We start from the raw sequence: 24,430 nt of genomic DNA on the forward strand, positions 1-24,430 counted from the left end.
GCGAAGGGGAAAAGGCTCGATCATAATATGTCGGCGCATGAATTTCATCATTTGGATAATTTGCCCCCCTAATTTTCAGTCCCCTGCCCTCACGGCTCGCCGTCGTGGTCGAAGGTGCCGATGTCCTCGCCGGCCATCTGGCGGCGCACGAATGCCACATCCCGATCCGACAGGGCAAACGGGAAGGACATGATGTCCGTGGGCGTTGAATCCCCGTAGGGACGATTGCAGGGGGAGATCTCGTCGTCGGAATGCCCAGGGCAACCGGAGGTCTGAAAGGGGCGACCGGACATTATCAGGGCCTCCAGTGTCTGCCGATCCAGGCCGAAATCGGTCACTTGCCCCTGCTCGTTGAAGCCCATGTCCTGCACCCGCATCCCGCGATGGTCGATCAGGAAACGGGCCAGTTGCACCCGCCGCCACTGGTCCCTGGGCACCGGCGACCAGTCCTCCATCAGGGAACCCCGTTCCGGGAAGAAGGCAAACAGATGATTGTGCCCGCCCATGTCACGGATGCGCTGGCAGACTTCCAGCATCTCCTGCTCCGTCTCCCCCATGCCGCAGATGAGATGGGCACCGAAACGCTCCGGGCCGTAGATCTCGGCGGCCCAGTCCAGGGCCCGCCAGTAGGTATCCCAGCGATGGGGACTGTCCACTGTAGCGCCCCGGGTACGCTCGAAGATTTTTGGGGTAACGGCATCCAGGGCCACGGTGAAGATCTGGGCACCCATGTCCCGCAACCGCACCAGATCGGCACGGTCCATGGTGGTGGGATTGGACAGGATGGAGACCGGGATGTGGGGCACCGCCTTGACCCATTTTTCCAGCAAAATCCCGGTGTCCTTGTCCGAATTCGGGTGGGTGATCATGGAGATGCACATGCGTTGAAAGCGTCCCTGATCGGCGCCGCTGCAGATGCGCTCGATCACGTCATCGTAACGGGCCGTGGGCCAGTTAACCCGAATGAAGTTGCGGTCGGCATAGTCGCGGGAGGCCTCCCGATGCCGGGCAAGGCCGCAATAACTGCAATTGGCCCGGCAGCCTTCTGGATAGGTCACCAACAGATTGAGACAATGGGTGCAGTCGGTGCGGTGCATCCAGCCCTTGACCAGCCCCAGGGTGATGGCGGCAGCGGTGGACATCTGCACGTATTCCGGGGAACGCATCCTGGGGGTGCTGATGGACGGATCAGGACGATAGCAATGCGCCGGGATGCCCCGGACATGGGCCAGAGAACTCATGGAAGTGTCCACTCCTCGGAGGCTGTGGGTGTGTGTTCCTGATTCGCGCCCTGCCAATATTCCGCAAAAGCAATCCAGCCACGACGGTGGGGGGCGTCCTGATCCAGTGCCGATGCCCGCCAGGCGGCGATCAGTTCCCGCCGCCGGATCACGGCCCGGTCCAGGCCGGGCTGATAGAGGTCGCGGATCTCCTCGTCATACTCGGCCAGGGCCCCGTCCTCGCCCCGCAGGCAGGCCAGCGCCGCCGCCCCGGCCCGCTCGCCGGAGATCACCGCCGGGGCGATGCCGCTGCCGGTGATCGGATGGGTCAGGCCCGCCGCATCGCCCACGAACAGCACCGCCCCATGGACCAGGGTCTTCCGCATGCCGCCCACGGGAATGGCCCCACCGGTACGACCCAGTATCTCCGGCCCGACCCGCCCTGCCCGCACCAGCGTCCGATGCAGGGCATCCAGGGGCGCCTTGAGATCCGGTGCCAGGCGCTTGTGGACCCCCAGACCCAGATTGGCTTGTGTCCCCTTGGGAAAGAGCCAGGCATACCCCCCGGGATAGTCCCCGGACAGCCAGATGTCCGTCTTCTGCTGGGCCTTGAGCAGCGGCACGGTGTACTGCCGGGTCTGTACCGTGGCCAGGGCCGGCAGCCCCAGATGGGCCGCCACCGGAGAATGGGGGCCATCCGCCGCCACCAGTACCCGGTAAGCGACGCCATGGGTTTCCTTCCCGCGCCGGATCCGGGCCACCCGCGCCGCCGGGTCCAGCCCCACCAGGGTCGCGCCGGTCCAGAGTCCGGCGCCGGCCTGTTCGGCCCGCCGGGCAATGGCCCGGTCAAAGGCACCGCGATGAATCATGATCCCGGGAAAGTCACTGTCGTGACCCATGCCCGAGGGCAGATAGGTGGTCATGCCGGTGATGGGCTGGCAGTACACCGACCCATCCCGGGCATGACACCCCATGGGCAGGGGGATGAACTCGGCACATTGCACCGGCTCCCCCACCACGGCCCGACGGTCCACCGCCAGTACCCGGGCACCGCCCTGGGCCGCGATCCGGGCGGCGCTGCCGCCACCGGGCCCCAGCCCCACCACCAGCACATCAACCGGCGGCATGGGTCTGCGCCCTTGTGGATGCCGGGTCACGGGAGTCCAGGGCCTTGCGCAGGACCTGCAGGAAGTCCTCCCGGGAGAGCATCAGCATCTCCACCCGGTAGGCGTCGAAGAAACGATGAATGTTCGCCTCCAGCTCCGCCACCGGCGTCTCCTTGAGGGACGCCTCCAGATCCACCAGCATGCGGCGGGGATTCACAAAGAAGTCACCGGTGATCCAGACCTGACGGATGATGTCCCGGGCCTCGTCCAGCATCACCCCGGCCCGCATAAGGCCGCCCGGACAGCGATGCACCGCCTCCAGCAGGGGCATCCCCCCCGCCGGGCGATGACGCTGGTAGACCCAGTCTTCCCTGTCGATCTCCGCCAGGGCCTGGGCAAAATGGGGCTGCTCCCGTGGGTTCAGGTCATCCACCGGCACCAGCTCCACCTGAAAAGCCTCGGCAAAGGCGCCGGCCAAGGCGGACTGGACCCGCGCCAGGGGCGGCGGCTCCCCCAGCAGCGCCCGCAGGTTCGTCACCCGCTCCCGGGCCGAGGCAATGGCCTTGTCGGAGCATTTTTCCGCCGGGATGCGCAACACCCTGAGCATGCGTTCCACGTCGAAGTCGATGAGCAGGGTGCCCTGATACATGATGGCGTTGCCGTCGAAGGCCCCGCCGGTGCCGGAGATCTTGCGGCCGTCCACCTCGATGTCGTTGCGGGGACGGTAGCGGGCATCCACCCCCAGACGACGGATGCCGTCCGCCGCGGCCTCGCAGATGCGCCGGGCAATCTCCCCCATGTGGGCGGTGCCGAGAAAACGGCGGTCCACGTACAGTTCCCAACCGATCTGACCCGGATCGAAATAGATGGCACCACCGCCGGTGATGCGCCGCTGGATGTGGATGCCCTCGGCCCGGCAGTGATCCACCCGCAACGCCTGCTCCACGTTCTGATGGAACCCCACCAGGGCGCAGGGCGTAAAGCGCAGAAAACGCAGGGTATGGGGACTGTCTCCCGCTTGATGACATTCCAGCAGGGTCCGGTTCAGGGCGATGTTCTCGGCGGCCCGGCGCAGACCGGTGTCCAGGACTCTGAGATGGGTCTTTTCCCACATCACTTCCACTCCCATTGCATGCCCTCGATGGCCTCCAGGTTCAGACCGGCCCGTTCATCTTCCAGCATCGGCTCGCCCACCGCCATGGAACAGCAGGAGGGGATGACGCGGACCCGATATCCCAGGCGGGCCGCCAGTTCCACGGTGCCTTCGGCCGGATGGGCCAGCCCGTTGAGGCCCGCCATCACCGCATAACTGTCGATCATGGCCTTCACCTCGCCCGGGGGACGGGCACACCCCAGCAGCAGCGGTGTCCCCGGCAGGGCCTGACGGGCATCCAGGAAAAATCGACCCACCGCATCCGGGTCCGGCGTCTCGAAAGGTCGTTTTCGATGGGCATGAAACGGCATCACCACCACCAGCACCACCCCATCGGGGGGATGACGCCGGAGCATCTCCAGGGCATGCCACTCCCCCAGAAAGTGTCCGTAATGCAGCCCCATGACGATATGAGGCACCACCTTCATGGGGGTCTTCACCAGGTGCGCCAGGGTGGCCTCGAAATCCTCCACCCTGCGTCGCAGGTGGTAGACCTGGGTGATGGTGTCCTGGGCACCGATCACATCCATCATGGCGGCATCAATGCCCGACTCGGCCATGCAGCGGGCGGCATCCTCGTCCACCAGGGCCGTGTGCAGGGCGATGCGAAATTGGGGAAATGCATCCTTGATGCGGCGAATGGTGTCGTAATAGGGGCCGTACTCCACCTCGTTGCGGTGGTTGGAGCCGCCGGTCAGCAGCATGCCCTGCCCTCCCGCCTCCACCAGTCGGTTCACCAATGCCCACAGGGCCTCGGGAGAACGGGCGGGGATCATGGGTTCCAGCAACTTGGCCTTGCAGTGATCGCACTGCAGCTTGCAGTGGGCACCGGTGATGGACACCGCAGGCCAGGCATGGCTGGCGCAACGGCTGATCTCGGTGGTCTGGTAGGACTTGAAGCTGGGGGTGTAGAAATCGATCCGGGCATCCGGGGCCAACCCATCGGCCAGATGCCGGTCCTGGAAACAGCGCACCAGGTCACGATTCAAGGGCAAATCTTCCAGGGCCTCGATCCGGGCAGCCAGCGGGTACCAGTCGGTCATGGGAAAGGGACTTGGGTCGGCCATCGCCGACGATCAGGCACAGCCGTTGAAGCCGTCCGCATCCATCTTGGCCTGAAAGGCCGTCAGGGCATCGGCACCGGTCTTGAGATCGACGGCATCGGCATCCCAGTCGGCGGGCTTGATCTTCACCAGCCAGCCCTGACCGTAGGGGTCCTGATTGATCAGGCCGGGACTGGCGGAAACGGCCTCATTGACGGCCACCACCTCGCCGCTGATCGGGGTCTTGGCAGGACCCACCCACTTGCCGGATTCCAAGGTAGCGCAGGATCTGCCCTTCTTCACCTCCTTGCCGGCCTTCTTCGGGGTGTAGGACTCCACCGGCCCCGCCAGGGCACAGGCATAGGCGGTCATGCCCAGGGTCACGTTGCCATCTGCCTCCCTGCGTACCCAGACGTTGTTGTCAATGCTGTAAAGTAGCGTTTCCGGCAGATCACAGCCCTTGACTGCGCCCATGGTGGTCTCCTTTATTTGATGATTTGAGGGAATTTGCTGCAGAAAACCGGGCGCCAGTCCCAGGGCCGGCTCCCCGGAATCAGGATTTGCGCATCAGAAAGATAAATTTGCCGCCTTCTTCCCGGTGTTCCAGCAGCGTGTTGCCCGTCTGCTTGGCGAAAGCCTCAAAGTCCTTCATGGACCCTGGATCGGTGGCGATAATGCGTAGCACCTGGCCACTATCCATGGCGGCCAGGGATTTCTTGGCGCGCAGAATAGGCAAGGGGCAGTTCAGCCCGGAGGCATCCAGTTCCTGGTCAACATCAGACATTGCAATTGTCTCCTCATGTATCAAATATTCATCGGAATGTTTTTTATTCCTCGTGAGAATATACCAATCTTCTTGTGACCCCACCAAATAACGAACGAACGATCGAGCCTGCTGTCCCACCGGTCATGCAGACATGATGCTGTCTCGATCCAGGAGATTCATGCTGCCAGAGGCCATGCTCAAACTATGGAAACATCCCACCACCATGAACGCCGGCATCCAGGCCCCCTCTGGGTAATTGGCGGGGGCGCGCCCTGGGGCCAACAGCCAACAGGTAACCATTACCCTACGGGGGCTGGCGTCCTGCGCACTGTCCTGACCCTGGCCCTGTGTCTGTTGCTGACCGTGGCCGCTCCCGTTGAGGCAGGCATCAACTTACCGGAAATCGGAGACCCCGCCTCCGCCCTGCTTTCCCCTTCCCAGGAACAGCAACTGGGCCGTACCCTGCTGCGGGAAGTGCGTCGCACCCTGCCTCTGAGCAACGATCCGATCCTGCTGGGCTATGTAGAGGCCCTGGGGCAGCGGCTGGTTTCCAGCGCCCCGGATGCCCACCCCAACTTCACTTTTCTGGTGGTGGATGACCCACGGATCAATGCCTTTGCCATGCCCGGCGGTATCATTGGTATTAATACCGGATTGATCGATGCTGCCCGCAATGAAGGGGAACTGGCCGCCGTCATCGCCCACGAAATCGCCCATGTCACCCAGCGCCATATCGCCCGGGCCTATGCAGGCAGTACCCGGATCGATCTGGCCACCGGGCTGGCAGTGTTGGCCGGCATCATTGCCAGCGCCCATGCCCCGGAGGTCGGACAGGCAGCCATCATTGGCGGCATGGCCGGCGCCGCCCAGGCACGCATCAACTTCACCCGTGCCCATGAACAGGAGGCGGATCGCATCGGTATCAGCATTCTGGCGGCAGCCCATTACGATCCCCAGTCCATGCCTGGCTTCTTTGAGCGCATGCTCCAGCTCAGTGGTGGCGCTGGAGAATCGGTACCCGAATACCTGCGCACCCATCCGGTCACCAGCAGTCGGATCACCGACAGTCGCTTGCGTGCAGATCAATATTCTGGTGATTTTCGCACTGACTCCCAGGCATTCCAGATGATCCGGGCCAGGGTTCAGGCCCTGCACGAACCAGCCCGGGTCATTGATCACCATACCCGCAGCCGGCGGGACAAGGAAAATGGCAACGTGGCCGGATACTACGGTCATGCCATTGCCCTCATCCAGCGGGGACAAACCCGCCAGGCTCTGGAGTTACTGCACAAGGCCAGCGATGCAACAGGAGAGGATCTATACCTGTCACTGGCCAAGGCAGAGGCTCACATGGCAGCCAGACCTGCAGACCATCCAGCTGCCCTGGCGATCCTGGAGCGTCTCAACGACCTTTATCCCGGACATCTGCCCGTGACTCAAATCCATGTACAGGCCCTGATCGGTGCCGGTGACTATGGCCGGGCCATCCAGCGGGTAGACAGCTGGCCGGCATCAACCTCCACGGCTCCGGAATTACTACGGCTCAAGGCCGATGCCGCCGCCCGCCTGGGCCGCGAGGCAGTCAGCCATGAAACCCTGGCAGAATACTATTTTCATCACGGGCAATACCGTGAAACCGTCAGGCAACTGGACATGGCCCTGGTGGCTCCGGACCTGACCTGGCATGTGGAAGAGCGGGTCAGGAGCAAGCGGGCCATTGCCCTGAGATTTGTGGATCACCGATAATCGATTGATATAACCAAAAAGTACTTGTAAAAAATTTTTAGTTAGCTAGGCTATCCCCCCTGGAGAGGCACCATGGCCTCCAACACCGTTGATCTCCTCCTGGTTATCTAAAGAGGCATAGGAATGGACAGCAAGCGTCGCGTGTTTCTCAAGGGCACCCTGGCGGCTGGCACCGTGGGTGTAGCCGTGGGCACGGGCCTGCTTACTCCGGCCATCGCGCTTGCTGATCGGCCCAAAACCGCCTTTGAGACCACCACCATAGAAGACGCGATCAGGGCTGCCCTGGGTGCGGGCAACCCACAAGACAGCGATCAGATCACCATTGATACCCAGGATGTTGCTGAAAATGGGGCCGTTGTCCCCATCACTGTCACATCCAGTCTCCCTGGCGTGACCCACATTGCCATCCTGACAGGCGCCAATCCCTTCCCTCTGGTGGCCAGCTACACACTGGGGGAAAACACCAAGGCCTTTGTTGCCACCCGTATCAAGATGGGCGAAACCTCCGACATTATCGCCGTGGTCAAGGCCAATGGCCGACTCTACAGCGCCCGCCAGAAGGTCCGGGTCACCCTGGGTGGCTGCGGCGCCTAGGGTCACAGCATATCCGGTGAATTTCCAGGAGAACCCACCATGTCCAGCATCCGAGTCCGCGCCCAGATTGAAGCAGGCATTGTGACCGTGCGCGCCATCATCAATCACCCCATGGAAACCGGTCAGCGTCGGGATCAGGCCGGAGAGGTCATTCCTGCCCATTACATCACTAAGGTCCAGGCTCAATGCAATGGCCAGGATGTGTTCACCGCCCACTGGGGGCCGGCCATTTCCCGCAATCCCTTTTTATCCTTTCAGTTTCAGGGGGCCGCCGTGGGTGATGTCCTGAAGCTGTCCTGGACAGACAACATGGGTGAGTCGGACACCAGCGAAATTTCCATCGACTGATACGCAGAAGATCGGTCGTGCCAGCAGCAGTACCAGCAGTGCCCCAAAAGTATTGTCGCGCCAGGGTTCCAGTCTGACCGGAACCACCACCAAAGAGGAGGAAAGATCTGGCCGGAATAGCGGTGCAGATCCGGCAGGAACATCATCAAATAATAACCTGCCGAATTGACCAGGCCCGGTTTATACCGGGCTTTTTTTGAACTGATGGCCGCCGGTATCCGCCTGCCCGGCAAACGCTGAAATATAGGCATAGCAGGTACGGGCATCCTCCCCCAGTTCCAGCAGACTGATGGTGCGCCGCCGCCATTGAGTAAAATCAGGTGCGCCAGGCATCCGGGACATGTCCTGAAATCCCATACTCCAGTCGGAAAACAAGCGGGAGGTAATGCTCCCTTCCATCACCACCCGGATATCCCGATGCCGGGGATCACGCCGGATATGTGCCATCACCGCCCGCACCTGATCCCGCCGGCCTTCCAGCATCTGCATGAACTCCCCTTCCTGATGGATCAAAAATCCCGTCACACCCCATTGGGCATTGGCTTCCCGGCTATGGGTGAGGATGCTTTGCAATACCTCGGAAGACATCGGCGGATCAGTCACCCGGCTGACATAGAGCACAAAACATTCCTCGTTTTGATCCTGTTCCCTTTCAGTCAGCTGCCGAAGTTGCTCGTTGACCGCTAAAATCAGTTCCTTTGGCTTCATGGGGGCATGGAACAGGTAACCCTGGAACAGATCACAGCCACCGCTCATCAATTCCAGATGCTGCCCCTGGGTTTCAACGCCCTCGGCCACCAGTTGCAGACCCAGGGACCGCCCCAGACTGATAACCGCCCTGACCACGGTACGACTTTCATGGTGGGTCTCGATACCATCCACAAAGGCCCGGTCGATTTTGAGGATGTCTACCGGCAAACGAGTCAGTTGAGCCAAAGAAGAGTATCCGGTACCAAAATCATCCACCGCCAGCCTCAGTCCCATATCGGTCAGACGACGCAACATGCGAATATTGGCATCAATATCGGCCATCAGCGCCGTTTCGGTCACCTCCAGGGTAATTCGTGTCGGATCGGCGGCGGTTTCCATCAACACGCGACGCATCTCGTCGAGCAGGGATTCATCAGTCAACTGGCGGGCGGACAGGTTGATGGACACATAAGGGGCATGGGCTCCCCAGCGACGACGCCATTCCACTTCGGCTCGACAGCCCTCACGAAATACCCACAAACCGATGGGCAAGATGGCCCCGCTCATCTCGGCGATGGGAATAAAAATGCCCGGAGACACCTCACCCTGGGGTGGAAACCAGCGCAGCAGCAGTTCCGCCCCCACAATCCGGCTGCGGTCAGAAGACACAATCGGCTGAAAGCGGGCCTCCAGTTCTTCCCGTTCAATGGCCAGACGCAGCCCCAGGGTCACATTCAAGCGCTGAAGGGCCTGATGATGCTGATAATCATTGAAAAACTGCCAACCGTCCCGTCCCTTCTGCTTGAGGGCATGCAAAGCGGTTTCAGCACACCGCAGCACGTCATCGGCACTATGGGTTGACCCCTGCCCGGTGGCCACACCAATACTGGCGGTTACCACCACGGGCACGCCGTCAATCTCAAAGGGACGGCGCATGGATTCATTCAGGCGCTCGGCCAGACCGGCGATGGAGGCCGCTTCCTCCACCCGCTCGGCCAATACGGCAAATTCATCCCCCGCCAGCCGGGCCACAATATCGCCGGGCCGCACCTGCTCCAGCAAACGTCGGGTGACGGCCACCAGCAAGGCATCCCCCGCCTCGCGGTCGTGGCTGTCATTGATGAGCTTGAATCCATCCAGCCCCAGATGCAGCAGAGCCACACTCAGGCCATGACGCCGGGAGCGCTCCAGGGCACTGCCCAAACGCTCGTGCAACAAGGCTCGATTGGGCAGTTCGGTCAAACCATCATGGGTGGCGCGCCAGATGAGTTCCTTTTCCGCCTGCTTGCGGGAGGAAATATCCACCACCGTTACCACCAGATTCCAGCGCCCCTCGTCGTGAAACTTGGCGATGGAGGCTTCAAGGGGCATGAAACTGCCATCCCGGCGGTAGCCGGTGATCTCCGCCCGCTCCGACATGCGCCGCTCCTGGATCGGGCTGTTGAGGAACGCTTGATAGACCTGTTGGTGGCGAGCCCGCATCTGGGGGGGGACCAGCATGTGTACGGGCTGGCCCAACAGTTCACCCTCATCATAACCAAACAATTCACAGGCCCGCCGGTTGACGTGGGTGATGATGGCCTGCTCGTCCGCCGTCAAAATGGCAATATCAGCCCAGGCCAGAATATGCCACGCCAGGGTGGTGGAAGGCATGGATGCCTGACCCCCTCCTCGGGATACGGTCCTGACAGACGCCTGTGCAGACTCTCCTGTGGTGACAGACAGGCGGTAGGCGTCCAGAATCAGAGGCGGTACCAGGCCAAAATGGGTCACGATGTGAAACTGGCCATCGGCATCACATCGGGCCAGACAGGCATGGGTCCAGGCATGGGGCAGGGCCGGATCGGTCCTCACCTCGCCCTGGGGGGCAGACACCCGAACCTGCTTCAACGCCCCGGCCAGCGCCTCGGGCGCTGTGGTGCCTGCCTCCCGAACCGCCGCAGCAAAGGCCGCCACACACACATGGACCCCTTCGCCAAAGTGGGTAAGAATCCCGTTGCCCCTGGGCCAGATGCCTGTGACACCGGGCACGCCGGACAACTGCTTGAGCACCCGGCGGTTGGTCGGGGTATCCACGGACATGAAATAGCTGCCAACGGCATGAATACCCCGGCGTTCCGAATGGCTCAGGCAACCGGCCATGCGTTCATCAAAATGGGGCGTTAACAGGGTCATGCGCCGGTTAAGACCGACTTGGGCACACCGTCGCAGCAACTGAATCTGTTCCGTCCCGAACAGACAGGGCATAAATACATCGGCACCAGAGCGACTCACCTGCCCCAGCAGGGTATCGAATGTCTGATCATCCGCATCAAAGGGCAGGTACTCTTCCCCCACCACATCTCCCCCCAGGGCCGCCAGGGAAACCTTGGCCGTATCTGCGATGCTGCGGGGCCACTCGTGATTATGTCCGGCAAAAAACAGTTTCAGGCCATGATGACGGGCCATGAACGGAATCACCGGGTCCATCAGCTGATTGGGCAAGGGAGAAAAATTAAAAAACAGGGGAGCCTGGATACTGGCTTTCAGACAGGAAAAATTCAGCAGTGGCACCTGCAGGGGCTGGGCGACTTCCGTGGCCACGGCAAGCCGGGGACCGGGTAACAGGGTGCCAACCAGCGCCACGCACCCCCGGTCCTGTACCAGACGCCGGGCAGCAGGGATGGCGGTTTCCGGCAGACTGCCATCATCCTCGATCACCAGTTCCACAACCTGGCCCAACACGCCACCTGTGGCGTTGATATCGTCCACGGCCATTTGCGCGGCCCTGGCAATCTCTTCGCCATACAACGCAGCCGACCCGGTGAGAGGGGCCAGAAGACCCAGACGGACAGAATCAGAAGCCATTAAATCCATACACCCCATGATGTGCCGTTAAGGGCATTGAACAGGGTCATGCTGTTGCCATCAAGACCTGCCACCACCAGGCCAGCAACTGCAATACCACCAGGGCATAAACCCCGGCCAGCAGATCATCCACCACAATGCCCGTGCCGCCACCCACTCGACGATCGACCCAACCGATGGGCCAGGGCTTGAGCACATCGAAGATGCGAAACAGCACAAAGCCCACCAACACCCAAATCCAGCCTGCCGGAGCTGCGATCATGGTGACCAAAAAGCCGGCGAACTCATCCCAGACAATACCAGGATGATCATGAACCCCCAGGCGCCGGGAACTTTCCCCGCACAACCAGATCCCGGCCACAATAACCACCAGGGTGGCTAACAGATAACCCCAAAGGGGCAGACCCGATAACAGCAGATACAAGGGAATGGCGGCCACGGTACCCGCTGTACCGGGCGCCTTGGGCGACAGGCCGCTACCAAAGCCGAAGGCCAGAAAATGTACCGGATCTGTGAAAACCTGCCGTGGCGGGACAGGAGGGGGACGATGTGAACTCATGGCCGCTCCAGGGTGTGAAAATGATCATATCCGCTGCGTTCCAACAGTAACCGGTTTCCCGTTGGCCCCAAAACCCGCAACCCCGGTCTGGCTTCAATCTCACCAATTTCCGTCACTAGACAGCCGGCAATGGCCAGAGCCTGGTGTACCGCAGCGATGTGTTCCGGGGGCACTGTGAACAGCAGTTCGTAATCATCCCCCCCGGTCAGGGGCAGAGTCCAGTCAATTGAGTCTACAGGGTGACCGCTGAGGAAAGCCGGCGACAGGGGCAGGGCAGATGTATGCAGGGTCGCCCCGACCCCGGAGGCTGTCAGGATATGCCCTAGGTCCTGGCATAGTCCGTCAGAGATATCAATACAGGCCGTGGCCAGATCACGCACCGCCAGACCCGCTGCCACTCTGGGGGTAGGTCGGTCCAGCCGCTGAACCAGGGGGTCATCCGGGTCCAGGGTCTGGCCAGCCAGCAGCCGTTGCAGCGCCAACGCCGCGTCCCCCGGTGTCCCTGTGACCATAATCCGATCTCCCGGGCGGGCACCCTGGCGCCGCAGGGCAGTGCCCGTGGGCACCAGCCCCATCACTTGCACCGTGATGGACAACGGCCCCCGGGTGGTGTCCCCCCCCACCAGTTCTACCTCGTGCTGCCGGGCCAGATCCAGCAGGCCCTGGGCAAAGGTTTCGAGCCAATCCGGGTTTTGGTCCGGCAGGGTCAGGGCCAGGGTGATCCAGCGAGGCAGGGCGCCCATGGCGGCCAGATCGCTTAAATTCACTGCCAGGGCCTTATGGCCCACAGCGGCCGGTGGGGTCTGCAGGGGAAAATGCACCCCCTGAATGAGGGTGTCCACCGATACCACCAGTTCATGCCCCGGCGGCACCCGCAACAGGGCTGCGTCATCCCCCACCCCCAGGATCACGTCCGGATGCCTGGGCGCCTGGGTGAAATAACGACGGATCAGGTCAAATTCCTTCACGGGCAGGCACTAGCGGATCGACACCTGGGCCGCCACCTTGTCGATGACCCCGTTGACGAACCGGTGTCCCTGCTCTGCGCCAAACTTCCTGGCCAGGGCCACCGCCTCGGTGATGGCCACCTTGTAGGGTACCTCGGGGCAATGGTGCAATTCATAGGCGGACAGCCGCAGGATGGCCCGCTCCACCGGGTCCACCTGTTCCATGGGGCGATCCAGATGAGGTTCCACCAGGGCGTCGACCACCTTCACCTGGTCGGTCACCCCCAGCAGGATCATGCGGAAATATTCCCAGTCCGCCTTTTCCATCTCGGGATCTTCCTTGAACTGGGCCAGGATGTCCTTGGGGTGGTAGCCGGTCAACTGCCACTGATACAGGGCCTGCATCACCAGACGCCGGGCGTGGCGCCGGGCGTGGATCAGGCGACGATGGTCCATGGAATGGGGCTGGTTCATACGCGAAGCGACCTGATCAGGCTGACCATCTCCAGGGCGCCCAGGGCGGCATCGGCGCCCTTGTTGCCGGCCTTGGTGCCGGCGCGCTCGATGGCCTGCTCGATGGTGTCCGTGGTCAGCACGCCGAAGGAGATGGGCAGACTGTATTCCAGCTGAATCTGAGCCAGGCCCTTGGTGGCCTCGCCCGCCACATAGTCGAAATGGGGGGTGGAACCGCGGATCACGCAGCCCAGGGCGATGATGGCGTCGTACTTGCCGGAATCGGCCATCACCTTGACCGCCAGGGGCAGTTCGTAGGCACCGGGCACCCGGGCCACGGTCAGGTTTGCGGCCGGTACGCCGTGACGCAGCAGGGCGTCCTCGGCCCCTTCCAGCAGGCGCTCGACAATGAAGGCGTTGAAGCGGGACAAGACCAGGCCGACGCGCACGTCGGAGAGGTCGGTGAAGGTCCCTTCATGGGTCTGGATGGCTGAGTTCATGGGATTACTCTTGAATTAGTCGTTGACGTATTCGACCACTTCGAGCCCGAAACCACCGAGCCCATGGAAGCGTTTGGGGGAGGACAGCAGGCGCATCTTGCGGATGCCCAGGTCCTTGAGAATCTGGGCGCCGATGCCGTGGGTGCGCAGCTCGGCCGGTTCCTGCTCATCCTGGACCGGCGGGCTGGGGTGGCGGCTGCGCAGGGCCATCTCCCGCAGGCGACGGACCATTTCCCGGGGACTTTCCGGCTTGTGAATGACCACCGCCACCCCGGCCCCTTCCGCCTCGATGCGTGCCAGCGCCCCCCGCAACGGCCAGCCACAGTTGGGGCCGCGATAGGCCAGGGTATCGCACAGGCCACCCCCCAGATGGACACGCACCAGGGTGGGCGTCTCGCCGTCCACTTCGCCCTTGACCAAGGCAAAGTGCAGGGCCTTGTCCACCGTATCCTCATAGGCGATGAGGCGAAACTCGCCGAACTCGGTGGGAAACGGGCTTTCCGCCACCCGCTCCACGCTGCGCTCGTTCTCGATGCGGTAGCGGATCAGATCCTCGATGGTCCCCATCTTCAGGTCATGCTCGGCGGCAAAGCGCTCCAGGTCCGGGCGCCGGGCCATGGAGCCGTCCTCGTTGAGGATCTCGACGATCACCGCCGCCGGCTCGAACCCCGCCAGGCGGGCATAGTCACAGCCGGCCTCGGTATGTCCGGCCCGCACCAGCACCCCACCCGGCTGGGCCATGAGGGGAAAGATGTGTCCGGGCTGGACCAGATCCTCGGGGCGGGCATTGGGCGCCACCGCGGTACGCACCGTATGGGCGCGATCATAGGCGGAAATCCCGGTGGTCACCCCTTCCGCCGCCTCGATGGAGACGGTGAAGTTGGTGGCATGCTTGTCGTTGGTATCCCCCACCATCAGCGGCAGCTTGAGCTGACGACAGCGTTCCCGGGTCAGGGTCAGGCAGATGAGGCCACGCCCGAAGCGGGCCATGAAATTGATGTCTTCGGGCCGGGTCAGGGAGGCGATCATGAGCAGATCACCCTCGTTTTCCCGGTCCTCGTCATCGACGATGATCACCATCCGACCCTGACGCAGGTCTTCGATGATTTCTTCCGTGGTATTGAGTGACATGGGCAATCGCCGGCTGGAAGTTGGGAATGAAAATCCGGTACAACCGGATCAAAGCTGATGCTTGCGCTCGGCCAGAAAGCCCAGCAGCAGGAAGGCGCCCACCACCATGGGGGCCATCCAGCGGGTATCCACCATGACCAGGACATTGGCCAGCAGCGGCGTGAAAAACACCGTCAGGGCACCGTAGCCAAAGGCACACATCAGCACAAAGCCCAAGAGACGCAGCAGGCGATGATAGGGCCGCAGGATGATTTTCAGGGTGCGATTGATGTCATTGCCATAAATCACCAGCAACGTGGCCACAAGGGCCAGGGCAATCTGGCCCACATGACCCCGTACCCAGCTTCCTGCCTGCAGCAGGATGGTATCCAGCCATTCAATCATCAGTTCCTCCGCGAGAAACCCCGTCAAGGGGGGGTAATTGACGCATCTGCGCCGGAGCTATTTCACAAAGCCATGCTCGGCTAAAAAAGCCTCGCTGATGGCACCGCCGGAGCGGGCGGCCCCCTCCCCCAGCAGCAGACGTTCCAGGTAACGGGCAATCAGGTCCACCTCGATGTTCACCTGACTGCCTACCCGATAGGTCCGGATGATGGTTTCCTGCTGGGTGTGGGGGACGATATTGACGCTGAACCGTGCCCCATCCACCGTGTTCACGGTCAAACTGGTGCCGTCGATACACACCGATCCCTTGGGGGCGATGTAACGGGCCAACTCGTCCGGCACCTGCACATGATAGCGCCAGGAACGGCCATCGGACTCGATGGCGGTTATCCGGCCCAGGCCATCCACATGGCCACTGACCAGATGCCCCCCCAGGGGCGTGGACAGGGTCAGCGCCTTTTCCAGGTTCACCGGATCACCGGGGGAGAGATGACCCAGAGAGGTTCTGGACAGGGTTTCGCCGGAGACATCAGCAACAAAGCTGTCACCGGGCAGGGCCACGGCGGTCAGACACACACCGTTGACGGCAATGCTGTCGCCCAGTCTCACATCGGACAGGTCCAGTTTGCCGGTACCCAGGGTCAGGCGGCTGTCTCCGCCCCGGGCCTCGACAGCGGACAGGGTGCCGACGGCCTGAATAATACCTGTGAACATGTCGGGTTCTCGGGTTGATGATTGTGGATGGTGCCGGGGCCGCTCCATCAGCGACCCTCGTCCCCTGCGCCCGGACCAACGACGCGGGCCGTGATTCGCCAGTCCCTGCCCACGGCCCGCAGGTCGCTGATGTCCAGTGCCACGCGATCCGCCATTCGCCCCAGGGGCAGGTCGAACAGCCCTCGTCCCGTGGCGCCCATCAGATGGGGTGCCAGATAGAGCACCAGCTCGTCCACCAGACCGGCCTCCAGCAGGGCACCGCACAAGACCGGCCCGGCCTCCACGTGTAGTTCATTGACCTGATGCCGGGCCAGCAGATTCATCACGGCGGGCAGATCCAGGTGCCCCCGGGAGACGGTCACGGCCTCAACCTGGGCGTTGACATGGGCCAGATCCCGGGTTTGACGGGCCAGCACCTGAGGGTCGGTCAAGACCAGCACCGGACCCTCGGTCTGAAACAGGCGGGCGGCGGCGGTCAGCCGGCCCTCCCGGTCCAGCACCACCCGCAAGGGCTGGCGCACCGGTCCGTCCACGTCCAGGGCCTCGGCAGACAGGCGAACATCCAGGCGGGGATCATCGGCCCGTACCGTACCCATCCCGGTCAGGATGGCGGAGGCTCTGGCCCGCAGAAACTGTACATCCCGCCGCGCCGCCTCGTCGGTGATCCAGCGGCTCTCGCCGCAGGCCATGGCGGTACGACCGTCCAGACTGGCCGCCAGCTTGACCCGGACCCAGGGTCGCCCCCGCTCCATCCGGCTGACAAAGCCGGGGTTGAGGGCACGTGCCTGGGATTCCATCAGGCCCACGGCCACCGCCACCCCCGCCACCCGCAGCCGTTCCAGTCCCCGACCGGCCACCAGGGGGTTGGGGTCGGTCATGGCCGCCACCACCCGCCCCACGCCGGCCCGGAGCAAGGCATCCACACATGGCGGGGTGCGGCCATGATGGCTGCAGGGTTCCAGGGTCACATAGGCCGTGGCGCCCCGGGCCGCCTCGCCCGCATGGGCCAGGGCCAGGACCTCCGCATGAGGTTCGCCAGCCCGCACATGAAAGCCTTCCCCCAGCACATGACCATCCCGGGCCACCACACACCCCACCCGGGGATTGGGATCGGTGGTGTACAGCCCGCGGCGCGCCAGTTGCAAGGCCCGGCCCATAAGCCGGTGGTCCCGGCCGGTCAATGGCATCGTGGTCATCGGTCAGACGGTGGGTGCGCCGCCGTCCGGTGGCGGCTCCCGTTCCAGACGTTCGACCATTTCCCGAAACGCCCTGACATCGGCAAAACTCAGATAAACCGAGGCAAAACGGATGTAAGCCACCTGATCCAGTTCCCTGAGTGCCTCCATCACCCATTCACCAATGCGCTTGGCCGGAATTTCCCGCTCACCCTGGGTCAGCGCCCGGTGCTTGATACGTGCCAGTTCAGCCTCAATCCGGTCCGTAGGTACGGGACGCTTTTCCAGGGCATGCATCATGCCCGCCCGCAACTTGGCCTCGGCAAAGGGTTCGCGACTGCCGTCGCGTTTGATCACCCTGGGCAGATTCAGCTCCGCCCCTTCAAAGGTGGTGAAGCGTTCGCTGCAGGAGACACACTCCCGGCGCCGCCGGACCTGATCTCCCTCGCCCGCGAGGCGGGAATCCACCACGCGGGTATCGGGGGCGCCGCAGAACGGGCATTTCATGGTGACATTCCCCCAGGTCGCCCCGATGGCGCCTTAACCACCATACACCGGGAAACGGGTACAGACCTCCAGCACCCGGGCCTTGACCTGATCAATCACCGCTTGGTTGTCCAGATCGTCCAGCACATCGCAGATCCACTGGGCCAACGCCTTGCACTCGGCCTCCTTGAAGCCGCGGGTGGTGATGGCCGGGGTGCCGATGCGCAGACCGCTGGTGACGAAGGGGGACTGGGGATCGTTGGGCACCGAGTTCTTGTTCACGGTGATGTTGGCCCGACCCAGTGCTGCGTCCGCGTCCTTGCCGGTCATGCCCTTGTCGATCAGGTCCACCAGGAATAGATGGTTGTCGGTGCCGCCGGACACCACCTTGTAGCCCCGGGCCATGAGTTCGGCCGCCATCACGCGGGCATTGGCCACCACCTGCTGCTGATAGGCCTTGAATTCAGGCTCCAGGGCTTCCTTGAAGGCCACGGCCTTGCCGGCGATGGCGTGCATCAGCGGACCACCCTGAGTGCCGGGGAAGACCAGGGAATTGAATTTCTTTTCCAGCTCCGGATTGCTCCGGGCCAGGATGATGCCGCCGCGGGGACCCCGCAGGGTCTTGTGGGTGGTGGAAGTGGTCACATCGGCGATCTGCACCGGATTGGGATAGACCCCGCCGGCCACCAGACCGGCCACGTGGGCCATGTCCACCATCAGGTAGGCACCCACGGTGTCGGCGATGTCACGGAAGCGTTGCCAGTCCACCACCCGGGAATAGGCGGAGAAACCGGCCACGATCATCTTCGGCTTGTGTTCCAACGCCAAGGCTTCCACCTGGTCGTAGTCGATGTAGCCCTGATCGTCGATGCCGTAGAGCACCGAGTGGTAGATCTTGCCGGAGAAGTTGACCTTGGCGCCGTGGGTAAGATGGCCGCCATGGGCCAGGCTCATGCCCAGCACCGTATCACCGGGGTTGAGCAGGGCCATGTAGACGGCGGCATTGGCCTGGGAACCGGAATGGGGCTGGACGTTGACGTAGTCGGCACCGAACAGGGTCTTGGCGCGGTCGATGGCCAGCTGTTCGGCCGTATCCACGTATTCACAGCCACCATAGTAGCGCTTGCCGGGGTATCCTTCGGCATACTTGTTGGTGAGTACCGAGCCCTGGGCCTGCATCACCCGGGGGCTGGCATAATTCTCCGAGGCGATCAGTTCGATATGCTCTTCCTGACGACGGGACTCGGACTCGATGGCCTGCCAAAGCTCATCGTCATAGCCGGCGATACTCATGTTGCTGGAAAACATTTTCGGGTTACTCCCCGCAAAGCGATTGATCAGGCGGTGGAAAAAGGCTTGAATGTTACTGGATTTTGCTGTTTCACGCACGTTAAAAACCCATGAACAGGAGTCAGGTTCACAGCTGCCTTCAGGAGAAAAGCCCATGCGCAAGCACATGACAGGAATGGCCTTGACTGCGGTACTGGCTGGCCTTACAGCCCTTCCCGCTGCGGCCGACCAGCGTTTCATCACCATCGGCACCGGCGGCGTCACCGGTGTCTATTATCCCACCGGCCAGCACATCTGCCGGCTGGTCAACCGGGACCAGGACAGCCATGGCCTGCGCTGCCGAGCCCAGAGCACCGGTGGTTCGGTGTTCAACCTCAACTCCATCCGTGCCGACGAAATGGACCTTGGGGTGGTGCAGTCGGACTGGCACTACCATGCCTATCATGGTTCCGACCGCTTCGAGGAAGCCGGTCCGAACGAAAGCCTGCGGGCCGTCATGTCCCTGCACCCTGAACCATTCACGGTGCTGGTGCGGGAGGACAGCGATATCCGGCATTTCGAGGACATCAAGGGCAAGCGGGTCAATGTGGGTAATCCTGGATCCGGTCAGCGGGGCACGGTGGAACGGCTGATGCGGCATTACGGCTGGACGATGCAGGATTTTGCCCTGGCCTCGGAACTCCCGTCCCGGGAGCAGGGACAGGCCCTGTGCGACAACCGGATCGACGTGGTGCTGTTCACGGTGGGTCATCCGTCGGCGGCCATCCAGGAGCCCATCGTCACCTGCAACGCCCGCCTGGTGCCGGTCAGTGGCGAGGTGATTGATCGTCTGGTGGAGGATACCCCCTACTACTTCACCGCCACCATCCCGGCGGGAATGTATCCGGGGCAGGAGGAGGACGTAAAGACCTTCGGCGTGGGCGCCACCCTGGTCTCCTCCACCCGCAGTTCGGACGCCGCCATTTACCATGTGACCCGGGCGGTGTTTGAAAACTTCGACACCTTCAAGGGCATGCACCCGGCCTTCGGCGTCCTGGAGAAAGAGACCATGGTGACTCAGGGCCTGTCGGCGCCGTTGCATGAGGGGGCCAGGCGGTATTACCGGGAAGCGGGGCTGATGGACTAAAAAATCCCGCTTTACGCCCTTCTCCCCCAGGGGAGAAGGGCTATTTCATGCCCTGAACGGAAAAAACACCCGTGAACAACCCGGACACTTCCAGCATCGACCTGGCCGGTCAGGTGGAAACCGGCGGTCGCAAACCCGGACCACCGGTCCGGGCGCTGCTCTATGTCACCGCCCTGGCCTGGTCGCTGTTCCAGATCTGGATCGCCTCCCCCCTGCCCTTCTGGTTCGACGTTTTCGTCGTCTCTGAAACCCAGGCCCGGTCCATCCACCTGGCCTTTGCTGTCTTTCTTGCCTTCATCGCCTTCCCCGCCGTCAGCCCCATGGCCAGGCATCGCCCCCTGGCGGGCATCTTCTTCCTGCTGCTGGCCGCCGGCCTGTTCGGCCTGGCCCTGTACCAGTTCATCCAGGACATCCCCAGGGCCTGGGTCTTCGCCGCCACCGGCGGCGCCGTCCTGCTGGCCGCCTGGCCGTCCCTGCGCCCCGCCCCGGCCGAGCGCGTGCCGGTGGCCGACTGGCTGCTGGGGGGCATGGCCGCCTTCTGCGCCGCCTACCTGTTCCTGTTCCACCAGGAACTGGCACAGCGCCCCGGCGCACCCACTCCCCTGGACCTGGCCATCGCCGGCTGCGGCATGGCCTTGCTGCTGGAAGCCACCCGCCGGGTGCTGGGGCCGGCCCTGATGATCATTGCCCTGGTATTCCTGCTCTACACCTTCGCCGGCCCCTGGATGCCCGATATGATCGCCCACCGGGGGGCGTCCTTCGCCCGCGCCATGTCCCAGCAATGGCTTTCCAACGAAGGGGTCTTCGGCATTGCCCTGGGGGTCTCCACCAGCTTCGTCTTCCTGTTTGTGCTGTTCGGTGCCCTGCTGGAAAAAGCCGGTGCCGGCGGCTATTTCATTCGCGTGGCCTTCGCCCTGCTGGGCCACCTGCGGGGCGGCCCGGCCAAGGCCGCCGTGGTGGCCTCCGGCATGACCGGCGTGGTGTCCGGTTCTTCCATCGCCAACGTGGTCACCACCGGCACCTTCACCGTGCCCCTCATGAAACGGGTGGGCTTCCCCGCCCACAAGGCCGGGGCGGTGGAAGTGAGCAGTTCGGTCAACGGACAGCTCATGCCGCCGGTCATGGGGGCCGCCGCCTTTCTCATGGTGGAATACGTGGGCATCCCCTACGTGGAGGTGGTCAAGCACGCCTTCCTGCCGGCGGTGATCGCCTACATCGCCCTGTTCTACATCGTTCACCTAGAAGCCATGAAGGCCGGCATGGAAGGACTGCCCAGGCGCCATGAAAGCACCTGGCAGCGCCGCCTGCTCGGTTTCGGCCTGACCGTCTCGGGGCTGTTCATCCTGGCCGGCGTCACCTACTACGGCCTGGGCTGGATCAAGACCGTCACCGGCGACGCTTCCCCATGGGTGATCGGCACGCTGGTGATGGCCGCCTACCTGGGTCTGCTCTGGATTGCCTGCCGGGTACCGGAGCCCCCCATGGTGGACGAGGGACACCTGGAACTGCCAGACCCCGGACCCACCCTGCAGGCGGGCCTGCACTACCTGCTGCCGGTGGTGGTGCTGGTGTGGTGTCTGGTGGTGGAACGGCTCTCCCCCGGCCTGTCGGCGTTCTGGGCGGTGGTGTTCATGATCTTCATCATGGTGACCCAGCGACCGCTGATGGTGCTGTTCGGGCGCCGACAGGACAATGCCTTCCTGCGGGGTTTCAAGGACCTGGCCGACGGCATGGTGCAGGGCGCCCGCAACATGGTGGGCATCGGCGTGGCCACCGCCGCCGCCGGGATCATCGTCGGCACCGTGGCCATGACCGGCATCGGCCTGGCCATGACCGACCTGGTGGAATTCCTCTCCGGCGGCAACCTGATGCTCATGCTGCTGCTCACCGCCGTCATCTGCCTGGTGCTGGGCCTGGGTCTGCCCACCACCGCCAATTACATCATCGTCGCCACCCTGATGGCCCCGGTGATCGTGGAACTGGGCTCCATGCACGGCCTGCTGATTCCGCTGATCGCCGCCCACCTGTTCGTGTTCTATTTCGGCATCATGGCCGACGTCACCCCGCCGGTGGGCCTGGCCTCCTTCGCCGCCGCCGCGGTCTCCCGCGCCGACCCGATCCGTACCGGGGTGCAGGCCTTCATCTACAGCCTGCGGACCGTGACCCTGCCCTTTTTGTTCGTGTTCAACACCCAGCTCCTGCTCATCGGCGTGGACAGTCTCTGGCAGTTGCTCATCACCTTCATGGGTGCGCTCATCGGCATCCTGATGTTTGCCGCCGCCACCCAGGGCTGGTTCCTGACCCGCAGCCGCCTGCACGAATCCGCACTCCTGCTGGCGGCGGCCCTGGTGATGTTCGCCCCCAACCTGCTCATGGACCGCATCCACCCCCGCTATGACCACCTGCCCGCCGCCGAGATCCAGGCGGTGGCCGAGGCCACTGCGGGCGGGGGACAACTGCGGCTACGGGTGGAAGGCATGGATCTGGAGGGTCGGGAAGTGACCCGGGCCGTGATGCTGCCCCTGGGCGAACCGGCCCCGGCAACCCAGCGCCTGCGCCAGGCCGGACTGGGCATCATGGCCTTTGGTGATCAAGTGAGTATCAGTTTCGTCGCCTTCGGCAGCCCGGCGGAACGCCTGGGGCTGGAACCTGGCTGGCAGATCACCGAAGTGATGGTACCCGCCAGCCGACCGGCCCCCGAATGGTTCTACCTGCCCGCCCTGGCCCTGCTGGGCCTGATCGCCTGGCGGCAGCATCGCCGTCGATGTCGTGACAGCACCTTGACACCAACAGCCAGTCAATAACCACCATCACGCCCCCGGACATGTGCCTGCACTCCCGTGGGTCCGTGTCCGGGCGGATATAACCGAGGGGACATACTTGGGCCGGTATCAGCCCCTGCCGATAATGCTGATCCATGGCGCACCAATTGCCACAAATTCAGCATATATTTGACATCAGTGTCTGCCTGATGGGCAAAGCCTGGGGTCAACTTCCAGGCTTTATCTATCAGGTTGCGCAACAAATCCGGTGGTCGGTATTCCGGCGGCGGCAGCCGGGGTTCCAGCAGCTTGAACAGGTCACCCAAGCGAAAACGGGGCATGGCGTTGCCGGCGACAAACAGGCGTCGCAGCCAGAAACGGTCCAGATGGACGCCATCGGTGAAGACCACCTTGCCAGCCAGAGCCTGATTCATCCGCCGGCACACCCAGGCGATGTCTTGTCCCTCGTCCTCGATGGATTCACGGGTAATCCCGTGTATCTCCTCGGCCCCTTCACACCAGTCACGCCAATCATCGGCGGGACGGATCAGCCAGCACTCCACCTGCCCCTCGCCATCGGACCAGGCCACTTGAACCGGATAGCTTTGCTCGCTGAGGGATGACGCCTCAAAATCCAGAAAACAAGGGAACGTGCTGTGAGAAAAGGAAGCAGGCATAAGGAGACTTGGCAGGCGCCAGGGTAGGGCTGACCATCATAACCCCGTGTACCCTGGAGCAACAACCTTGCCAAGAGGGCAGGGGTTCGCGGGGATTGTACTGGCCCCCTCAATGCAGAAAAAAACATCGGATGACAAGGAACCCCGATTGGGGTAATCTGTCTACTCCTTCAAGGGGGCGACCTGGCTTCGACGTGGGTCGTGAAACCTGAGGTGCATGCCGAGGATACAGCTAACCTCGTCAAAATGCTGTAACGCTATAGTTGCCAACGACGACAACTACGCTCTGGCCGCCTAAAAACCGGTCAGCCTCTGACGGGATTTGCTTGTAGGTTCTACTCAGAGGTCATCGCATACAAGCTCGTGGAGCGGACCTGCCCGGGTCTTAACCATTAAAACCGATCGGGCTCGCGCTGCGGTATCCTGTTCGTCGGAGACCAAGGCGTTAACCTAAAAGACGAACTAAGCATGTAGTACCAAGGGCGTAGGGCTTGCGGACGCGGGTTCGATTCCCGCCGCCTCCACCAGCATGATGAAAAGGCTCTTTCGGATCATACGAAAGGGCCTTTTTTATTATAGGCCCTCTCCCCTACCCACACCTCGGCACTCACTTTTCGGCCACGAAAAAAACCCCGACTGGTTGACCAATCGGGGTTTGGAATAAGTGCCTGGCAGTGACCTACTTTCACATGGGGAGGCCCCACACTATCATC

Annotated in this window: 22 protein-coding genes, 1 other RNA gene and 1 pseudogene; 6 read left to right on the plus strand and 18 right to left on the minus strand. The window is 62.8% G+C overall.

Going from position 1 to position 24,430, the window contains the following annotated elements:
- Positions 1-89: 89 nt before the first annotated feature.
- From BMX62_RS04330 to BMX62_RS04355, 6 genes and pseudogenes are all read right to left on the minus strand, one after another.
- Positions 90-1,241, minus strand: a complete 1,152-nt coding sequence (locus BMX62_RS04330; RefSeq protein WP_090204802.1) for a radical SAM protein — start codon at positions 1,239-1,241, stop codon at positions 90-92.
- Positions 1,238-2,347 carry a geranylgeranyl reductase family protein gene (locus BMX62_RS04335; protein WP_090204806.1) on the minus strand — a complete coding sequence of 370 codons (1,110 nt, stop codon included), beginning with the start codon at positions 2,345-2,347 and terminating at the stop codon, positions 1,238-1,240. The genes BMX62_RS04330 and BMX62_RS04335 overlap by 4 nt, the downstream gene beginning before the upstream one ends.
- Positions 2,334-3,440, minus strand: coding sequence for a lipoate--protein ligase family protein (locus tag BMX62_RS04340; RefSeq protein ID WP_090204811.1), 1,107 nt, complete (start codon positions 3,438-3,440; stop codon positions 2,334-2,336). Before BMX62_RS04340 ends, BMX62_RS04335 begins: the two co-directional genes overlap by 14 nt.
- 32 nt (positions 3,441-3,472) lie before the next feature.
- Positions 3,473-4,522 (minus strand): annotated as a pseudogene (locus tag BMX62_RS04345) (radical SAM protein); the annotation flags it as partial.
- A gap of 33 nt (positions 4,523-4,555) precedes the next feature.
- On the minus strand, positions 4,556-4,996 hold the full coding sequence (locus BMX62_RS04350; RefSeq protein ID WP_090204815.1) for a biotin/lipoyl attachment domain-containing protein: 441 nt from the start codon (positions 4,994-4,996) through the stop codon (positions 4,556-4,558).
- A gap of 79 nt (positions 4,997-5,075) precedes the next feature.
- Complete coding sequence (locus BMX62_RS04355) at positions 5,076-5,306, minus strand: sulfurtransferase TusA family protein (protein ID WP_090204818.1); 231 nt, start codon at positions 5,304-5,306, stop codon at positions 5,076-5,078.
- A 186-nt stretch (positions 5,307-5,492) separates the two neighbouring features.
- On the opposite strand from BMX62_RS04355, the gene BMX62_RS04360 reads away from it, so the two are divergent.
- The 3 genes from BMX62_RS04360 to soxZ all read left to right on the plus strand — a co-directional run bounded on the left by BMX62_RS04360 (position 5,493) and on the right by soxZ (position 7,976).
- Entirely contained in the window at positions 5,493-7,034 is a 1,542-nt protein-coding gene (locus BMX62_RS04360) for a M48 family metalloprotease (RefSeq protein WP_202906200.1), read from the plus strand.
- A 123-nt stretch (positions 7,035-7,157) separates the two neighbouring features.
- A complete protein-coding gene (soxY, locus tag BMX62_RS04365) occupies positions 7,158-7,628 on the plus strand; it encodes a thiosulfate oxidation carrier protein SoxY (RefSeq protein ID WP_090204821.1) in 471 nt (156 codons plus the stop codon).
- A 39-nt stretch (positions 7,629-7,667) separates the two neighbouring features.
- The gene (soxZ, locus tag BMX62_RS04370; RefSeq protein WP_090204826.1) at positions 7,668-7,976 is read left to right on the plus strand and encodes a thiosulfate oxidation carrier complex protein SoxZ; all 309 of its coding nucleotides are present in this window, start codon (positions 7,668-7,670) and stop codon (positions 7,974-7,976) included.
- Positions 7,977-8,156: 180 nt separating this feature from the next.
- On the opposite strand, the gene BMX62_RS04375 is transcribed toward soxZ, so the two are convergent.
- From BMX62_RS04375 to glyA, 11 genes are read right to left on the minus strand one after another with little or no spacing between them, the layout of a single operon-like run.
- A complete protein-coding gene (locus BMX62_RS04375; RefSeq protein ID WP_090204829.1) occupies positions 8,157-11,513 on the minus strand; it encodes an EAL domain-containing protein in 3,357 nt (1,118 codons plus the stop codon).
- A gap of 46 nt (positions 11,514-11,559) precedes the next feature.
- Positions 11,560-12,072: a phosphatidylglycerophosphatase A family protein gene (locus BMX62_RS04380; protein WP_090204833.1), complete on the minus strand. Its 513-nt coding sequence runs from the start codon at positions 12,070-12,072 to the stop codon at positions 11,560-11,562.
- Positions 12,069-13,040 carry a thiamine-phosphate kinase gene (gene thiL / locus BMX62_RS04385; RefSeq protein WP_090204836.1) on the minus strand — a complete coding sequence of 324 codons (972 nt, stop codon included), beginning with the start codon at positions 13,038-13,040 and terminating at the stop codon, positions 12,069-12,071. The genes BMX62_RS04380 and thiL overlap by 4 nt, the downstream gene beginning before the upstream one ends.
- A gap of 9 nt (positions 13,041-13,049) precedes the next feature.
- Entirely contained in the window at positions 13,050-13,493 is a 444-nt protein-coding gene (nusB, locus tag BMX62_RS04390; protein ID WP_090204838.1) for a transcription antitermination factor NusB, read from the minus strand.
- Complete coding sequence (ribH, locus tag BMX62_RS04395; protein ID WP_090204841.1) at positions 13,490-13,972, minus strand: 6,7-dimethyl-8-ribityllumazine synthase; 483 nt, start codon at positions 13,970-13,972, stop codon at positions 13,490-13,492. Before ribH ends, nusB begins: the two co-directional genes overlap by 4 nt.
- Positions 13,973-13,987: 15 nt before the next feature.
- Complete coding sequence (ribBA, locus tag BMX62_RS04400; RefSeq protein ID WP_090204844.1) at positions 13,988-15,103, minus strand: bifunctional 3,4-dihydroxy-2-butanone-4-phosphate synthase/GTP cyclohydrolase II; 1,116 nt, start codon at positions 15,101-15,103, stop codon at positions 13,988-13,990.
- Positions 15,104-15,151: 48 nt separating this feature from the next.
- Positions 15,152-15,487, minus strand: coding sequence for a DUF3392 domain-containing protein (locus BMX62_RS04405; protein ID WP_090204847.1), 336 nt, complete (start codon positions 15,485-15,487; stop codon positions 15,152-15,154).
- Positions 15,488-15,544: 57 nt separating this feature from the next.
- Positions 15,545-16,201 carry a riboflavin synthase gene (locus BMX62_RS04410; protein ID WP_090204850.1) on the minus strand — a complete coding sequence of 219 codons (657 nt, stop codon included), beginning with the start codon at positions 16,199-16,201 and terminating at the stop codon, positions 15,545-15,547.
- A 47-nt stretch (positions 16,202-16,248) separates the two neighbouring features.
- Complete coding sequence (gene ribD, locus BMX62_RS04415; protein ID WP_238375848.1) at positions 16,249-17,388, minus strand: bifunctional diaminohydroxyphosphoribosylaminopyrimidine deaminase/5-amino-6-(5-phosphoribosylamino)uracil reductase RibD; 1,140 nt, start codon at positions 17,386-17,388, stop codon at positions 16,249-16,251.
- A gap of 12 nt (positions 17,389-17,400) precedes the next feature.
- Positions 17,401-17,883 (minus strand): transcriptional regulator NrdR, encoded by a 483-nt coding sequence (nrdR, locus tag BMX62_RS04420; protein WP_090204855.1) that lies wholly within the window; start codon positions 17,881-17,883, stop codon positions 17,401-17,403.
- A 33-nt stretch (positions 17,884-17,916) separates the two neighbouring features.
- Entirely contained in the window at positions 17,917-19,170 is a 1,254-nt protein-coding gene (glyA, locus tag BMX62_RS04425; protein WP_090204858.1) for a serine hydroxymethyltransferase, read from the minus strand.
- A 136-nt stretch (positions 19,171-19,306) separates the two neighbouring features.
- Here glyA and BMX62_RS04430 point away from each other — a divergent pair, with 136 nt between their 5' ends.
- Positions 19,307-20,278, plus strand: a complete 972-nt coding sequence (locus BMX62_RS04430) for a TAXI family TRAP transporter solute-binding subunit (RefSeq protein ID WP_090204861.1) — start codon at positions 19,307-19,309, stop codon at positions 20,276-20,278.
- A gap of 71 nt (positions 20,279-20,349) precedes the next feature.
- A complete protein-coding gene (locus BMX62_RS04435; RefSeq protein ID WP_090204864.1) occupies positions 20,350-23,082 on the plus strand; it encodes a TRAP transporter permease in 2,733 nt (910 codons plus the stop codon).
- Here BMX62_RS04435 and BMX62_RS04440 read toward each other — a convergent pair.
- On the minus strand, positions 23,076-23,717 hold the full coding sequence (locus tag BMX62_RS04440; RefSeq protein WP_202906201.1) for a 3'-5' exonuclease family protein: 642 nt from the start codon (positions 23,715-23,717) through the stop codon (positions 23,076-23,078). The two genes, BMX62_RS04435 and BMX62_RS04440, sit on opposite strands and share 7 nt — an antisense overlap.
- 174 nt (positions 23,718-23,891) lie before the next feature.
- Here BMX62_RS04440 and ssrA point away from each other — a divergent pair.
- Positions 23,892-24,244: a transfer-messenger RNA gene (ssrA, locus tag BMX62_RS04445) on the plus strand.
- The last annotated feature ends 186 nt before the right edge of the window (positions 24,245-24,430 follow it).

The sequence above is a fragment of the Ectothiorhodospira magna genome, assembly GCF_900110965.1.
Taxonomy (GTDB): Bacteria; Pseudomonadota; Gammaproteobacteria; order Ectothiorhodospirales; family Ectothiorhodospiraceae; genus Ectothiorhodospira; species Ectothiorhodospira magna.